This window comes from Bradyrhizobium zhanjiangense (assembly GCF_004114935.1).
In the GTDB taxonomy this organism is placed as follows: domain Bacteria; phylum Pseudomonadota; class Alphaproteobacteria; order Rhizobiales; family Xanthobacteraceae; genus Bradyrhizobium; species Bradyrhizobium zhanjiangense.
The window spans coordinates 8,174,210-8,189,637 of record NZ_CP022221.1 but is presented as its reverse complement, the minus strand read 5'-3'; the positions used below and the strand labels follow the sequence as shown (position 1 = coordinate 8,189,637).

General features: G+C 64.8%; 14 protein-coding genes and 1 pseudogene. 8 read left to right on the top strand and 7 right to left on the bottom strand.

What is annotated here, in order from left to right; translation table 11 throughout:
* Positions 1-2: 2 nt before the first annotated feature.
* Both XH85_RS39090 and XH85_RS39085 read right to left on the bottom strand, forming a co-directional pair.
* Positions 3-1,736, bottom strand: a complete 1,734-nt coding sequence (locus XH85_RS39090) for an FAD-dependent oxidoreductase (protein WP_128936196.1) — start codon at positions 1,734-1,736, stop codon at positions 3-5.
* 7 nt (positions 1,737-1,743) lie between these two features.
* A complete protein-coding gene (locus XH85_RS39085) occupies positions 1,744-2,958 on the bottom strand; it encodes an ABC transporter substrate-binding protein (RefSeq protein ID WP_128936195.1) in 1,215 nt (404 codons plus the stop codon).
* A 479-nt stretch (positions 2,959-3,437) separates the two neighbouring features.
* Here XH85_RS39085 and XH85_RS39075 point away from each other — a divergent pair, with 479 nt between their 5' ends.
* On the top strand, positions 3,438-4,739 hold the full coding sequence (locus XH85_RS39075) for an MFS transporter (RefSeq protein ID WP_128936193.1): 1,302 nt from the start codon (positions 3,438-3,440) through the stop codon (positions 4,737-4,739).
* Here XH85_RS39075 and XH85_RS39070 read toward each other — a convergent pair.
* Positions 4,725-6,221: a glycosyl hydrolase family 79 N-terminal domain-containing protein gene (locus tag XH85_RS39070; RefSeq protein WP_164940887.1), complete on the bottom strand. Its 1,497-nt coding sequence runs from the start codon at positions 6,219-6,221 to the stop codon at positions 4,725-4,727. The genes XH85_RS39075 and XH85_RS39070 overlap by 15 nt on opposite strands.
* 433 nt (positions 6,222-6,654) lie before the next feature.
* On the opposite strand from XH85_RS39070, the gene XH85_RS39065 reads away from it, so the two are divergent.
* The 6 genes and pseudogenes from XH85_RS39065 to XH85_RS39040 all read left to right on the top strand — a co-directional run bounded on the left by XH85_RS39065 (position 6,655) and on the right by XH85_RS39040 (position 10,205).
* Positions 6,655-7,116 (top strand): Hsp20 family protein, encoded by a 462-nt coding sequence (locus XH85_RS39065; RefSeq protein WP_128936191.1) that lies wholly within the window; start codon positions 6,655-6,657, stop codon positions 7,114-7,116.
* An 80-nt stretch (positions 7,117-7,196) separates the two neighbouring features.
* Complete coding sequence (locus XH85_RS39060) at positions 7,197-7,688, top strand: Hsp20/alpha crystallin family protein (RefSeq protein ID WP_128936190.1); 492 nt, start codon at positions 7,197-7,199, stop codon at positions 7,686-7,688.
* An 86-nt stretch (positions 7,689-7,774) separates the two neighbouring features.
* Entirely contained in the window at positions 7,775-8,110 is a 336-nt protein-coding gene (locus XH85_RS39055; protein WP_128936189.1) for a hypothetical protein, read from the top strand.
* A gap of 124 nt (positions 8,111-8,234) precedes the next feature.
* A pseudogene (locus tag XH85_RS47105) lies at positions 8,235-8,832 on the top strand (trypsin-like peptidase domain-containing protein); the annotation flags it as partial.
* 40 nt (positions 8,833-8,872) lie between these two features.
* Positions 8,873-9,670, top strand: a complete 798-nt coding sequence (locus tag XH85_RS39045; protein ID WP_245473416.1) for a fumarylacetoacetate hydrolase family protein — start codon at positions 8,873-8,875, stop codon at positions 9,668-9,670.
* Between the two features lie 151 nt (positions 9,671-9,821).
* Positions 9,822-10,205 carry a hypothetical protein gene (locus XH85_RS39040; RefSeq protein ID WP_164940158.1) on the top strand — a complete coding sequence of 128 codons (384 nt, stop codon included), beginning with the start codon at positions 9,822-9,824 and terminating at the stop codon, positions 10,203-10,205.
* A 67-nt stretch (positions 10,206-10,272) separates the two neighbouring features.
* Here XH85_RS39040 and XH85_RS39035 read toward each other — a convergent pair whose 3' ends face one another.
* Both XH85_RS39035 and XH85_RS39030 read right to left on the bottom strand, forming a co-directional pair.
* Positions 10,273-11,124 (bottom strand): HpcH/HpaI aldolase/citrate lyase family protein, encoded by an 852-nt coding sequence (locus XH85_RS39035; protein WP_164940886.1) that lies wholly within the window; start codon positions 11,122-11,124, stop codon positions 10,273-10,275.
* Positions 11,124-11,576, bottom strand: coding sequence for a MaoC family dehydratase (locus tag XH85_RS39030; protein ID WP_128936185.1), 453 nt, complete (start codon positions 11,574-11,576; stop codon positions 11,124-11,126). The genes XH85_RS39035 and XH85_RS39030 overlap by 1 nt, the downstream gene beginning before the upstream one ends.
* Before the next feature lie 288 nt (positions 11,577-11,864).
* Here XH85_RS39030 and XH85_RS39025 point away from each other — a divergent pair, with 288 nt between their 5' ends.
* Positions 11,865-13,031: an acyl-CoA dehydrogenase family protein gene (locus tag XH85_RS39025; protein WP_128936184.1), complete on the top strand. Its 1,167-nt coding sequence runs from the start codon at positions 11,865-11,867 to the stop codon at positions 13,029-13,031.
* A gap of 32 nt (positions 13,032-13,063) precedes the next feature.
* Here XH85_RS39025 and XH85_RS39020 read toward each other — a convergent pair whose 3' ends face one another.
* Both XH85_RS39020 and upp read right to left on the bottom strand, forming a co-directional pair.
* The gene (locus tag XH85_RS39020; protein WP_128936183.1) at positions 13,064-14,635 is read right to left on the bottom strand and encodes an AMP-binding protein; all 1,572 of its coding nucleotides are present in this window, start codon (positions 14,633-14,635) and stop codon (positions 13,064-13,066) included.
* Positions 14,636-14,668: 33 nt separating this feature from the next.
* Positions 14,669-15,304 carry a uracil phosphoribosyltransferase gene (upp, locus tag XH85_RS39015; RefSeq protein ID WP_128936182.1) on the bottom strand — a complete coding sequence of 212 codons (636 nt, stop codon included), beginning with the start codon at positions 15,302-15,304 and terminating at the stop codon, positions 14,669-14,671.
* Positions 15,305-15,428: the final 124 nt, after the last annotated feature.

Genomic DNA, 15,428 nt, shown 5'->3' with positions numbered 1-15,428 from the left:
GCTTAGGCCGCCTTGCGCTTGGCGGCGCTGTCGGCCAGGTGTCGTCCGGCAATGTAGCCGAAGGTCAGCGCCGGCCCAAGCGTGATGCCGGCGCCGGGATAGTTGCCGCCCATGATGCTCGCCATGTCGTTTCCGGCGGCATAGAGCCCGGGAATCACCCGGCCTTCGGCGTCGAGCGCGCGCGCGTTCTCGTCGGTGAGGATGCCGGCATAGGTGCCGAGATCGCCGACCACCATCTTGATGGCGTAGAACGGCCCGTTCTCGATCGGTGCGACGCAGGGGTTCGGGCCGTGCAGGGCATCGCCCTGGTAGCGATTATAGGCCTTCGAGCCCTTGCCAAAGGCGGCATCGTGGCCTTGCGGCGCGGTCGCATTGAACTGCTTGACGGTCTCGGTGAACGCCTTGGCATCGATGCCGGCCTTCGCCGCCAGTGCCTCCAGCGTGTCGCCACGCATGAGGTAGCCGGTCCGCAAATGATGGCCAAGCGGCATCGGGAATGGCGGCACGCAGCCGAGGCCATATTTGCGCAGCGTCTTGTGATCGCAGACGAGGAAGGCGGCAATCTCCTCGCCGGGCTTGGCGGCCTTCATCATGGCCTGGACGAAGTCGTGATAGGAATTGCCTTCATTGGCAAAGCGCCTGCCGTCGCGCATCACCGCGATCACGCCGGGCTTGGCGCGGTCGATGAAATGCGGCATCACGCCCTTTGAGCCGTCCTTGCGCGTGGTCAGCGACACCGGGACCCAGGCGGCCGCGTTCGGCAGGCGATCCTCGACATGCCCGCCGGCGCTTTCCGCAAGGCGGAGGCCGTCACCGGTGTTGCCAGTCGGTCCCGGCGAATAGTGCTCAGTGCCGGTCGGCGCATGTGGAAACATCTTTCTGCGCCGCTCGACATCGTGCGGGAAGCCGCCGCAGGCGAGCACGACGCCCTGGCGCGCAAGGACGCGCACATCGCGTCCCTCACGCGAAACGATCGCGCCGGTGACGGCGCGATTCTCGACCGTCAGCTCGCGCACCGGCGAGGACAGCCACATCGGAATCCTCAGATCGAGCGCGGATTTTGCCAGCCGTCCGGCCAGCGCATTGCCGTTGGTCAAGGTCATGCCGCGGCCGTAGCGCAGCACGTCCATGAAATGCCGCGACAGGCGCTTGGCGACATAGACCGCGGAGGCCAGCGACTTCGTCACGCGCATGAAGTGGATGATCTCCTTGCCGGAGCCTAACATCATGCCGAACACGGTCAGCTCGGGCAGCGGCATGCCCAGCGTCTTGATGTGATCGCCGAGCTCGCGGCCGTCGAACGGGCGCGTCACCATGGAGCGGCCGCCCTGCGCGCCGCCGGGTGCTTCGGCGTGGTAGTCGGGAAACACCAGCGGCATGTCGAAGCGTAGCGCGGTCTTGGTGATGAAGAAATCGACCGCCTCGGGTCCCGCGCTCAGGAATGCATCGACCCGTGCGGCGTCGTAATTGTTGCCGGCCTCGTGCCGCAGATAGGTGCGGGCCTGCTCCGGTGTTTCCTCGATGCCATAGGCCTTGGCAAGGGAGGTGCCGGGGATCCAGAGCCAGCCGCCGGAGCGGGCGGTGGTGCCGCCGAAGCGCGATTCCTTCTCGACAATGAGCACGTCGAGGCCGCGAGAACGCGCCGTGATTGCCGCCGACATGCCGGAGGCGCCTGATCCGGCCACGAGCACATCGCACTCGTAAGTCTCAATTGCGCTGCGCTCGTTACCGGTCATGCGGGCCTCACTTCTTCAAGAGTGGACATTTGGACTCGGAGACCGGGCGGAAGGCGTCCTCGCCCTTCACGGTCTTGACGATGTCCAGATATTCCCACGGCTCCTTGGACTGCTCGGGCTTTTTCACCTTGGCGAGATACATGTCGCGGATGACGCGTCCGTCCTCGCGCAACTTGCCGCCATGGACGAATGTATCCTCGATCGGCAGCTCGCGCATCTTGGCCATCACCTTGGCGGAATCGTCGGTTCCGGCGGCCTTGATGGCCTTGAGATAATGCAGCACCGAGCCGTAGACGCCGGTCTGGATCATGGTCGGCATCACCTTGGTGCGCTCGTAGAATTTCTTCGACCAAGCGCGGGTCGCCTCGTCCATGGCCCAGTAGGAGGCCGTGGTCATGTAGGTGCCCTGCGCGGCCTTGAGGCCGATCGCGTGCACGTCGGTGTCGAACATCAACAGGCCGACCAGCTTCTGACCGCCCTGGACGAGGCCGAATTCGCCGGATTGCTTGATGGCGTTGTCGGTGTCCTGGCCGGCATTGGCGAAGGCGACCACATCGGATTTCGAGCTCTGGGCCTGGAGCGCGAAGGAGGAGAAATCGGCGGTGTTGGTCGGATGCTTGACGCCGCCGAGCACCTTGCCGCCCATGTCATTGATGAAGCGGGTTGCGTCCCTCTCGAGCTGCTGGCCGAAGGCGTAGTCGGCTGTGATGAAGTACCAGGACTTGCCGCCCTCCTTGATCACGGCGGAGGCCGTCACCTTCGACAGGGCATAGGTGTCGTAAGTGAAGTGCACGGTGTTGGGGCTGCACAGCTCGTCGGTCAGCGAGCTCGCGCCGGGGCCCGAGAGCAGGGCGACCTTGCCCCGCTCGCGCACCATGTTGTGCACGGCGATCGCGATGCCGGAATTGGGAATGTCGACGACGGCATCGACCTTGCCGTTGTCGAACCAGCCGCGCACGATCTGCACGCCGACATCGGTCTTCATCTGGTGGTCGGCGCTGATGATCTCGATCGGCTTGCCGAGCACGGTCGGGCCGAATTCCTCCACCGCCATCTTCGCCGCTTCGACCGAGCCCGGTCCGCTATTGTCGCGGCCCCAGCTCGACAGATCCGTCAGCACGCCGATCCGCACCACGTCGTCGGAGACTTGCGCAGTGGCCGCTGTGGTCATGGCAGCTGAAGTCATGGCCGCGAGCATGGCGCAGGCCAGAAGCCCTTTCATCGTGGTTCCCTCTCTATGGGCCGCTTAACGCGGCGGGTTATTCTGGTGACTAATTAGATATTGGCGAATTAGTTTGTCAATGGCGAATAAAAGCGCAGGGCCGGGTTCCATGACGGCCGCGACGACCGAGCGGAAATGTGCCCGCAACTGTCACCACGAGCGCAGCGAAGCAATCCAGAATCCCTCCGTGGACGCAGTCTGGATTGCTTCGTCGCAAGGGCTCCTCGCAATGACGGTTGTCGAAGCAGCGGTACCCGACACTCTCGTGTCCCGGACGCGATGCAACGCCCCTTAGCATTGCAGCGCAGAGCCAGGACCCATACGACACGGATTGCGCGAGGCCGCATGGGCCCCGGCTCTGCAGCGCATCACTTCGTGCTGCGCAGCGTCCGGGGCACGAGAGCAATTGAATGCGCGGGCAGGTTGCAAGCGTCGGCGCGATTATTCATGATGCCGTCCGGAATCTTTGGGGGCAGGGCATGCCGGCAGCAACGGGGCTCTCCGCTTCGGCGGAGAAATCGACGACGGCGCATGTAGTGTGGGCGAGCGCGCTCGGCACCGCGATCGAATGGTACGACTTCCTGATCTACGGCACTGCCGCGGCGCTCGTCTTCAACAAGCTGTTCTTCCCGAGCTTCGATCCCTTCGTCGGCACGCTCGTGGCGTTCTCGACCTATGCGGTCGGCTTTGTGGCGCGGCCGATCGGCGGCGCAATCATCGGGCATTACGGCGACCGGCTCGGCCGCAAGACCATGCTGGTCGCGACCATGATCGCGATGGGGCTCGGCACCTTCCTGATCGGCTGCCTGCCGACCTACAGCCAGATCGGCGTCTGGGCGCCGATCCTGCTCGTCTGCCTGCGCTTCGTCCAGGGCATCGGCCTCGGGGGCGAATGGAGCGGAGCGGTCGTGATGGTGATCGAGCACGCCGGCAATCGCCGCGGCTTTTACGGCAGCCTGGTGCAGGTCGGCTTTCCCGTTGGCGTCGCCGCCTCGACCGGCATCTTCGGCCTGATGACGAAGCTGCCCGAGGCCGACTTCCTGAGCTGGGGCTGGCGCGTGCCGTTCCTGATCAGCATTCTGCTCGTCGGTATCGGCTTCATCGTGCGGCTCAAGCTGGCGGAAACGCCGCATTTCAAGGAGGTGGTCGAGCGCAAGGAGGTGCTGGCGCAGCCGGTGCTCGAGGTGCTGCGCCGCGACTGGCGCAGCTTTCTGCTGGCGATCGGCATCACGATATCGGAGGTCGGGCTCGCTTATCTCCTCACCGTCTTCACCGTGGTCTATGCCACGACGAAGCTCGGACTGCCGCGGCAGGTGATCCTGGACGCGGTCGTCTGTGCCGCCATCGTCGAGTTCGCGACGCTGCCGCTCGCCGGCTGGCTCTCCGACCTTTTCGGCCGCAAGGCGCTGTATCTCGCCGGCGGCGTGTTCTCGGTGGCGCTGGCGTTCCCGCTGTTCTGGTTCCTCGACACCAGGGAGCCGGCGCTGATCACGCTGGCGCTCGTCGTCACCATGACGCTGACCCATGCGCTGCTGTTCGGGCCAAAGGCCGCGTTCATGCCGGAGCTGTTCCGCACCCAGGTGCGCTACAGCGGCGCCTCGCTCGGCGCCAACGTCGCGGCGGCATTGAGCGGCGGCTTCTCGCCGTTGATTGCGGCCGCGCTGCTGGCATGGGCCGGCTCGTACTGGGCGGTGTCGGTCTACATCGTCGCGCTGTCGATCGTCACGATCATCGCAACGCTGATGGCACCGGAGACGGCGCGGGAGTCACTGAAGTTCTGAGCGTCGCGGCAAGCAGGCGGGATTTGCCGCGTTCGGAATCACCAGGAAGGTGATGGTCGCTGGCGCAAGCCGGATTGCTCCCGCCGGTGTTGCCTGCGCCTCGAGCCTGGGCAGCATGCCATCGGCAGTCAGCGTGAGCGTCTTGCCGTTCAACTGCACGGTCGGGCCCTGGAGCCGCACCGCGTGCAGTGTGTACCGCTCGGCAGAATCCGAGAGCGTCAGCGGGTGCGTTGCGCTGCGCGAGGCGTTGATGGCGAGCAGCGACACCGCGCCCGCCATGGCCGGGTGGCAATGCGCGTAGAGATGAAGATCGGACGAAGCGGCCTTGCCTGCGTCGAGCACGATCGTTCCCATCAGCCCGCGCCAGAGCAGCGCAGCCCAGTAACTCGGCCGCGGCCGGAACGTTGCTTCGTCGAGCAGACCGTAATCGCTGGCGGCCAGCGTATTGTGCATCACCACCTGGACGCCGGCCTTCGCCAGGCGTCCGAGCTGGTCGAGATAGCGGAAGGTGTCGAGAAAGGTCTGGTCCCATCGGCCGCCGCCGCAGGCCGCATCAGCCGTCTCGGTCAGCCAGATCGGCTTGCCCGGTTCGAAGGCGTCGCGCAGGGCTTGGTAGATCTTGAGTGTCGCATCCGTGCGCGCCAGCCATTCCTCCGAGAGCGCCTGCGCCGGATCATCGTGCCCGCCGCAGCGTGGCGAGATCGTGTTGTAGTGATGATAGGAGAAGCGATCGACGCCGGGTCCGGATGCGGCGAGCAGGTCGCGCGTTGTGATGGCCGCGCCGGATGGCGATGGTGCGTCGCCGGCCGAGCCTGGGCCGAGGATCAGCGTCTCCGGCACGGCGCGTCGCATCCAGTCGCGGAAGACCTTGAAGTCGCGGCCATAGGCGGTCGCGTCATAGCCGGCCGGTGCACCGTTGGTCGCTGCGAGCGTCGGCTCGTTCATGAATTCGGCGGCGGCGATGCGGCCGCCCAGCGCGCGTGTGGTGTCGACCACCTGCTGCGCCTGGTCCGGTTTCCACACGCCATCGGTATCGCGGCTGCCGGGACTGATCGCAAAAGAGGTGACGATCTCCGCATCGACCGCGCGCGCGAACTCGACGACGCCGCGCCACTGCGCACGGCTGAGCACGGAGTTGAATCCCGGCGGCGGCTTTCCCGGCGCGTCGGCAAAGAACGTCGCATTGGCCCAGGTTCCGCTGACGCGCAGATAGAACGGCGACAAGGCGGCCGCGAGCAGGCGCAGGCGTGCATTGGCCAGATCGATCGGCGGTCTTGCGCTGTAACGATCCAGCTGGTCGAAGCCTCGTGCCGTTCGCGGATAGGGCTTCCAGAACCGTCCGCCGGTCACCTCCACCATCTCGATGTTGTAGGACTGAAAGCGCGTATCGATCGTTGCGACCGCCTTCAACTGCGCTGCCGCGACGGTGCTGTCGTCGGCGCGCGCCGCGCACAACGTTGCGGCCGCGAGCGCAATCGTCATCGCCCCTGCTGCTGCGCAAGTGGTCCGGCGCGTTCGGGAGCCTTGTCGATCATGCATGATATTTCTTCATGCCCGCTGCGGGTCCACATGCATAAAGCCCCCCCGCCCTTGCCTAAATCGACATTTCTATCTTCCTTTGCCGTCGCCGCCGAGAGCTTCCGGGGCATCCGCGCCGGGGCGCCTGGAGAACCCGTTGCGAGGGCCTGTTGGGACGAGCCCGACAGCCGACGATCAACGCGGGTAGGGCGAAAAAATTTCTGGCAGCCCCCTTGAAATCGATATCCGTTTTTCTAAGTCGTCTTTCGCCGCGAGAGCGGTGTGCCGGATGCCAGAATCGGGTCCGGCACGGGCGCCGGGCTGGTCTTTTCGGACCCGTCTGAAACCCCCGCCTTGCGCTCCTTCGTATCCATCTTGCTCTTTGGAGGACTTGGTTATGAGGACCAATTTTGATTTCGCGCCTTTGTGGCGCTCCACCATCGGCTTCGACCACCTGGCCGACCTCGTCGACAGCACGCTGCGCCAGGCGACCGAGGACAACTATCCCCCCTACAACATCGAGCGTTCCGGTGAAGACCACTACCGGATCAGCCTTGCCGTGGCGGGGTTCGGCGTTAGCGACATCGCGGTGACGGCCGAACAGAACGCGCTCACCATCGAGGGCAAGAAGCCCGAGACTGCTGCGCGCGAATACCTGTACCAGGGCATTGCCGCCCGCCCCTTCAGGCGCGTGTTCAATCTCGCCGACTATGTTCAGGTGAAGCAGGCCTCGTTCCAGGACGGGCTCCTGATCATCGATCTCGTCCGCGAGGTTCCGGAGGCCATGAAGCCGCGCCGGATAGAGATCGCGAGCTGCACATCTCCTACGTCGCAGATCGAGCAGCAGAAAGCAGCTTAGGCTCGTCCAAAGCGTTGTCTTGGAGCGTGGACGGCATGTGGCCTCCGCGCTCCCGAGACCGTTGAATGAAGGAGAACACCATGGCTATTCGCGATCTTATTCCCTGGTCGAGAAACCAGGAACTTGTGCAGTTGCGCGGCAACTACGATCCGTTCATGACGCTGCATCGCGAGATGAACCGTCTGTTCGACGATATGTTCCGGGGCTTTGGCGGACCCGGCCTGTCGCCGCTCATGGAGGGGCGCTTCGGCTGGCCCAAGATCGAGCTCAGCGACACCGACAAGACGCTGACGATCTCGGCGGAGCTGCCCGGGATGACGGAGAAGGACGTCCAGATCGAAATCGCCAGGGGCGTCCTGACGATCCGCGGCGAGAAGAAGGATGAGCGCAAGCACGAAGGCAAATACTTCACCGAGCGCTACTACGGCGCCTTCGAGCGGCAGATTCCGCTTGAGGACGTCGATGAAGACAAGGCAGAGGCATCGTTTAAGGACGGGGTCCTGACCGTATCGCTGCCGAAGTCGGAGAAGGCACGCGAAGGCGTCAAGCGCATCGCAATCAATACGCATTAGCAACCACGGGCGGCGGCGGTGGGTGCCGCCGTCCATCATCAACAAACCCCGTCCCTTGGAAAGGAGCATGAGGGGAGGCACGACCGATGACCAACGTGAATACCAATGCCGGCACTTTCAACCCGCTGTTTCATCCCGCTGCCCATTACGACTCACCTGCCGACGTCCTGAATGCTGAGGAGCTCTCCACACCGGAGAAACGGATCATCCTCTCGTCCTGGGCGTCCGACATATACGCGGTCGAATCCTGTCCCGCTCTGCGCGAGATGCCGGGCACGAGCCAGATCGTCCGACCCGCCGATATTCTGACGGCGTTGCGCCGGCTCGACGGCGACAATGACAATGACGACCCGCCGCGCGGCGGCGGCGTCCCGATGCGGCTGCGACGGCCCTGGGCCGCCGCTGAGCGGCGAGCAGCATGATGCTCACGCACACCGTTCTGGCGCTCGTGCTGCTCGGCCAAGCCTCGGTGGCCTTGGCCGTTCCGTTTCTGGCCATGACCGGTCTCATCGCTGCGCCGCGTGACTGAGGCCACAAAGCTCTTCCATGCAATCCCAGGCTAAGCGGCAGGTGACGAAGCTGAATGCTGTGCGTTTGCTTTCTCTGGCGTTGCTGGTGCTGGCGCTCACGGCGTCGCAGCCGGCCACTGGCCAAATCCCAGACCTGAAGACGGGTGGGTCGGTGCCGACCCTGGCGCCGCTGGTGCGCCAAGTAACGCCGGCCGTCGTCAACATCTCCGTGCATGGACGCGTGCGCGAGGACAATCCGCTCTATCGCGACCCGCTCTTCCGCGAATTCTTCGACGTCCCCAGGCAGATCGAGAAGGAGGTCAACGCGACCGGCTCCGGGTCATCGTCGATGCCCAGCGCGGCTACGTACTGACCAACAATCACGTGGTCGAAGGTACCTCCGCCGTTCAGATCACCACCAAGGACGGCCGGCAGTTTTCCGCCAAAGTCATCGGCCGTGATCCGCCGACGGATGTCGCGGTCTCCAGATCCAGAACCCGGCCGGGCTCAAGGCGCTTTCCTTCGGCGACAGCGACGCGCTCGAAGTCGGGGATTTCGTGCTTGCGATCGGCAACCAGTCGCCGCGCCGATCAGTGTTGCTGGCATACCAAATATCGATTATCAGCCAGATCGGCGCGCATGACGCCGCCCAAGAAGGCGAAGGGAGCACCTGAGATGAAGAGGACCTCACCCACGCGACGCGATCTGCTCGCAACCGCCGCGGTCGTGACCGCGGCCACCATGGCGGACGTCGCACCGGCCGCCGCGCAAGCCGGGCCCAAGCCGATCTTCCCGGTGTCGATGGTGACGATCCCGATCGTCGGCGAGACCCAAGTGTTCCAGGTGCGCCGCATCTACTGCATCGGGCGCAATTACGCGGCGCACGCGATCGAGCGCGGCTCGGATCCGAACCGCGAGCCGCCGTTCTTCTTCCAGAAGCCGACCGATGCGATCCAGAACGTCGCGGTCGGCGAGGTCGCCGATCATCCCTATCCGTCGCTGACCAAGAACTATCATCATGAGGTCGAGTTGGTCGCGGCGCTGAAATCCGGCGGCACCAACATTCCCGTCGAGAAGGCGCTCGACCATGTCTACGGCTATGCGCTCGGGCTCGACATGACCCGACGCGATCTCCAGAACGGCATGGCCGCCGAGAAGAAGCCCTGGGAGATCGGCAAGAGTTTTGATCATGCTGCCGTGCTCGGTCCGATTCATCCGGCAAGCAAGACCGGCCATTTCGAGAAGGGTGCGATCTCGCTGACGGTGAACGGCACCGTCCGGCAGAACTCCGATCTCAGCAAGATGATCTGGAGCGTCGCCGAGCAGATCGCAAAGCTGTCGGAAGCGTTCGAGCTCAAGGCCGGCGACATCATCTATTCCGGCACGCCGGAGAATGTCGGCCCGGTGGTGAAGGACGACGTGCTCGTGTGCAAGCTCGAGGGCTTGCCGGACATGTCGATCAAGATCGTGTAGCAGTTGCGCTGACTGGCCGGCTTACAACCCCGGTTGAGGGTGCAAGCTGGGAACGGCGAGTTCCATGGTCGATTGCCCTTTGTTGGCCGGCAAGCGAACTTCGTACGGCCATATTTGAGCAGGAGTGATCTCCCGCGAGGGAGACATTCCGATGAACAAGGCTCTGATCACCGCCATTGCAATGCTGGCTTGCGTGCCCGCGAGCGCAGTTGCGCAGGAGCGCGCGGGAGATGCAGCGCTCGGCGCCTTATCCGGTGCGGTCGTGCTGGGCCCGGTCGGAGCCGTCGCGGGAGCTTTGGTCGGCTACACCGCCGGACCTTCGATTGCTCGATCCTGGGGATTGAGAGGTTCGCAGTCGGCAAGGCACCGCCAGCCGCCGCGTCGCGCGGCCGCGACCCGCGTCCCACCGCCCGCGCGCGAGGCGATGGCTGCCAACGGCCAGATGAGAGCTGCCGGCAATCCGACGCCGCCGGTTCAAGCCGCGCCCGCCGTGCCGCCGCAAACCTCGACGCCGCCCGTTCAGGGATTCGACTGAGGCCGATCGATAGTCCGCGCAATCAGCGCGGCTTGGCGCACGATCATGGCGAGGCTTGCGTCCTGATCTAGGCTTGGCCGAGGATCTTCTTCGCGGCGCGAAGATGCGGCTTGTCGATCATCTGGCCGTCGAGCCGCAGCGTGCCGGAATTGGGATTGCTCGCGAACGCGGCGATCACCCTCGTAGCCCATGTGCGCTCGGCGTCGGTCGGCTCGAAGGCCGCGTTGACGATATCGACATGCTTGGGATGGATCAGTGCCTTGGCCGAAAAACCGTCGCGCCGTGCCGCGCGCGTTTCGGCTTCGAGGCCGGCGAGATTGTCGATGTCGGTATAGACGGTATCGATCGGTGCGACCTCGGCCGCCGCCGCCGCCATCAGGCAGAGATCGCGCGCGAGCCGATAGGGGCTGTGGAACACGCCGCCCGAGGCTTTCTCGGTGGCGCCGAGCGAGGCCGAGAGGTCTTCCGCGCCCCACATCAGCCCGGCGAGGCGCGGGGAGCATCCCTTGTAGCTGCCGAGGCCGAAGATCGAGCCGGCGGTCTCGGTCGCGACGCAGACGATACGCGTCGTGCCGACCCTGATGCCAGACGCCGCCTCGAACGCTTCGAGCCAAGTTGCCACCTGCCGCACATCGTCGCCGCCTTGCGATTTCGGCAGCACGATGCCGTCGGGCTTGCCGGGCATCACCGCGGTGAGATCGGCGAGCGTCATGCCGGTGTCGAGCGCGTTGACGCGGACATAGAGCTGGTGCGGGCCGCGAGAGCCCATGAGCATCGCGAGCGTCAACCCGCGTGCTTCGTCCTTCTTCTCGGTGACGACGGAGTCCTCGAGATCGATGATCAGCGCGTCGGCCTTGCCTTCGCTCGCCTTCTCGAATTTGCGCGGGGAATCACCCGGCACGAACAGCATCGAACGCATCAGACCGGCCTCTTGTGCATCATCGCCATGCGCCGGCATTTGCCGACGATCTCATCGTTCTGGTTAAGAGCGTGGTGCTCGAACTCGACGATGCCCGCCCTGGGGCGCGATTTCGATTCCCGCAACGAAAGCACCTTCGTCGTTGCCCGTAACGTATCGCCATGGAAGACAGGCTTTGGAAAAGTGACGTCGGTCATGCCGAGATTGGCAACGGTAGTCCCCAGGGTCGTATCATAGACTGTCATGCCGATCATGATGCCGAGGGTGTAAAGGCTGTTGAAAATGCGCTGGCCGAATTCGGTCTTTTCGGAGAAATGCGCGTCGATGTGCAGCGGCTGGGGGTTGAGTGTCAGCAGGCTGAACATGGTGTTGTCCATCTCCGTGACGGTCCGGGTCAGCGGATGCCTGAACTCCTGGCCCACGGAAAAATCCTCGTAATAAAGTCCGGCCATCGCGGTTTCCCTCCCTGCGAAATAACAGCGCGCTCGCACAGTCGCGCCGCATGACCCTATGCATGGTACACACAGTTGGCAGACAAATTCACGTATCTGTATTCAGTTTTTCCAGCTAAAGAACGCAACCGAGGGAACGTCCGGCGCAGCAATCGGCCATGGCCTTTTGGGTGGGGCACGCGAAGAGAAGAGAGATTGCGCGCGGTCGCGGCTGGCACGGTCATTTTCCAACTCGCCTCAAGATCGGGCCCGTGAGTCGCCGCTGCTCCCAATAAGGAGATCAAGAACATGGATTTCGCGCTCACCGATCAGCAGGAAGCCATTCGCGACGCCATCGCCAAGATCTGCGAAGGCTTCCCCGATGCCTATTGGCTGAAGAAGGACCACGACGGCGGCTTCCCGCACGACTTCCACAAGGCGCTGGCCGACGCTGGCTGGCTCGGCATCTGCGTGCCGGAGGAGTACGGCGGCTCCGGGCTCGGCATCACGGAAGCCGCGATCATGATGCGCACCATCGCCGAATCCGGCGCCGGCATGTCCGGCGCCTCTGCGGTGCACATCAACGTGTTCGGACTCAACCCCGTCGTCGTGTTCGGCACCGAGGCGCAGCGCAAGCGCATGCTGCCGCCGATGGTCGAGGGCCGCGAGAAGGCGTGCTTCGCCGTCACCGAGCCCAACACTGGCCTCAACACCACCCAGCTCAAGACCCGCGCGGTCGCCAAGAACGACCGCTACATCGTCAACGGTCAGAAGGTGTGGATCTCGACCGCGCAGGTCGCGCACAAGATCCTGCTGCTGGCGCGCACCACGCCGCTGGAAGAGGTGCGCTCGCCGACCCACGGCCTCAGCCTGTTCTACACCGATTTCGACCGCAACAGGATCAAGGTGCACGAGATCGAGAAAATGGGCCGCAAGATCGTCGATTCCAACGAGCTGTTCTTCGAGGACTTTGAAATTCCGATGGAGGATCGGATCGGCGAGGAAGGCAAAGGCTTCCAGTACATCCTCGAAGGCATGAACCCGGAGCGTATCCTGATCGCGGCGGAGGCCGTGGGGCTCGGCAAGCTCGCGCTGTCGCGCGCGACCGAGTACGCCAAGACGCGCGTGGTGTTCAACCGCCCGATCGGCAAGAACCAGGGCATCCAGCATCCGCTGGCGGTGAACTGGGTCGAGCTCGAGGCGGCCTGGTTGATGGTGATGTCGGCGGCCTGGCAATACGACAAGGGCATGCCCTGCGGCGCCGCAGCCAATGCGGCAAAGTATCTCGCGGGCGAAGCCGGCTTCTCGGCCTGCGAACAGGCGGTGATGACCCATGGCGGCTTTGGTTACGCCAAGGAATTCCACGTCGAACGCTATTTGCGCGAGGTGCTGATCCCGCGCATCGCGCCGGTCAGTCCGCAGCTTGCGCTAAGCTTCATCGCAGAAAAGGTGCTGGGGCTCGCGAAGTCCTACTGAACGAGTCTTGTGGCGCAACCAAACAGGCTGGCCTATTCGGCGGCGATGCGTTCCATGGCCATGGCACGAAGCCTGGCGCGCTGGATCTTGACGCCATTGGCACTGTCGGTGACGGGGAAGGCGTCCACGACATAGATCCGCGCCGGCACCTTGTAGCCGGCGAGCCGCTCGCGCAGATGGGCAGTCAGCGCGTCCTGTCGCGGTGGCTCTCCAGCCGGGATCACGAAGGCGACGCAGCGTGCCTGGCCCTTGAGATCGACCGCAACCACCTGAGCGTCGGCCACCCCAGCGCACGACTTGAGCTCGTCTTCGATTTCGCCGGGCGCGACCAGGAAGCCGCCGAGCCGCATCGCATCGCCTGCGCGCGTCTCGTAGACGAAGGAGCCATCGCCGCGCAGGTGGCCGATGTCGCCGGTGCGGAAGAACCCGTCGGCGGTGATCGCTTCGCGCGTCGCCTCGGGATTGTTGAAGTAGCCGAGGAAGCGCGACGGCGCGCTGATCTCGATCTCGCCAGAAACGCCCTGGGCCGCAAGCTCGCCGCTCTCGACATCGCGGACGCGGACTTTCGCGTCCGGCGACATCGGCCAGCCGCCGCCTTCGATGCGGTTGGCGAAGGCATCGCTGCCGCGGCCGATCGAGAACAGCGCCTGCACCTCGCTCGATCCGTAGAGGCCGAACAGCGACATGCCGCGCGCCTCGGCCTCCGCGGCCAGCTCGCGCCAGCCGGGCTGGAACGCGGCGAAGCCGCAGATTTCGAGATGCGGAAACGGACGTGGTGCATCGGTGAGCGCGAGGATGCGGCGGAACATCTCGTCCGAGCCGAAGGAGTGCGTGATCCTGCACGCGCTGAGGATCTTCGCCGCCGGCGCCGCTTCGAAGGCGTCGAGCACATGAATGGTCGCGCCCGCTGCGATGAAGCCGAGCAGGCTCGTCATGCCAAACGTGCCGCAGAACGGCAGCATCGCGAGCAGCGAGTGGCGCTGTGGATCAAGCTTGAGTGCCTTGCCAACGGAAGCGGCGTGCGTCGCCAGCGTCCGCTGCGAATGGGCGACGAGCTTCGGGCCCTTGGTCGTGCCCGATGTCGTGTAGAGCAGTACCGGCAGGTCGATGTCGTCCTGAGCCGGCGGGGCGGGCGGATAGGGCCGCTCGAAGGCATCGAACCGCACACAAGGCCAGTGCGCCGGGATGGCATCCGCGCCGACCACCGCGAGCTGTCGCAGTGCGGGCACCTCGTCCTTGGCGATATCGGCGAGAATGGCGGCAAAGTCGATCGAGCGGAACGCGGCTTCGAGCACCATCAGCTTGGCACCGGATACCCGAAGCAGATGCGCGACTTCCGCGCTGCGATAGCGCGTATTGACGGTGGCAACGACCGCGCCCAGGCGGGCGGCGGCGAACAGCAGTGCGAGCCATTCGATCCGGTTGACCAGCCAGACCGCGACGACGTCGCCCCTGCCGATTCCGTGCGCGGCGAGCCAGGCGGCGGTCTGCTCGATCCTTTCTGAGAACTCTGCGGGCGTGACCGGCTTGCCGTCGAACACGAAGACGGGACTGGCGGCCTCGGTCCGGATCAGCGATGGCAGCGAAAATCTGTCGGTCGGCATGGCAATCGGAGTAACCCGATCGCGCAAAGCTGTCTACTTGGTGCCGAACATCCGGTCGCCGGCATCGCCCAGGCCCGGCACGATGTAGCCGTGGTCGTTGAGCCGCTCGTCGATCGCGGCGGTCCAGACCGGCACGTCGGGATGCTCGTTCTGGAACTTCGCGATGCCCTCGGGCGCGGCCAAGAGGCAGACGAAGCGGATGTCGCGGGCGCCGCGCGCCTTGAGCAGCGAGGCGCCGGCGCAGGCCGAATTGCCGGTGGCCAGCATCGGGTCCATCAGGATCACGGTGCGATCGGACAGATCCTGCGGCGCCTTGAAGTAATATTCCACGGCCTGCAACGTCTCGGGGTCGCGGTAGAGCCCGATATGGGCGATGCGCGCCGAGGGCATCAGCGCCAGCATGCCGTCGAGGAAGCCGACGCCCGCGCGCAGGATCGGCGCCAGCGTGAGCTTCTTGCCGGCGATCTTCGGCGCCTGCATCGGCGCGATCGGCGTCTCGATCTCGACCAGCTCCAGCGGCAGGTCACGCGTCACCTCGTAGCCGAGCAGCATCCCGATCTCGTTCAGGATCTCGCGAAAGCTCTTGGTCGAGCGGTCCTTCTCCCGCATCAAGGAGAGCTTGTGCTGGACCAGGGGGTGGGCGACGACATTGACGCTGCTTGTGCTCATGAAACCGCTCTACACGGTTCCGTGAAATTGCGCCAGATCGGGCAGGCCCTTTCTGCGGGATAGCTGGCCTCAACCGGGCATTGCGACCGCGCTGCGCGCGCGGTTGCTCGCTTCAAAGGCAGCC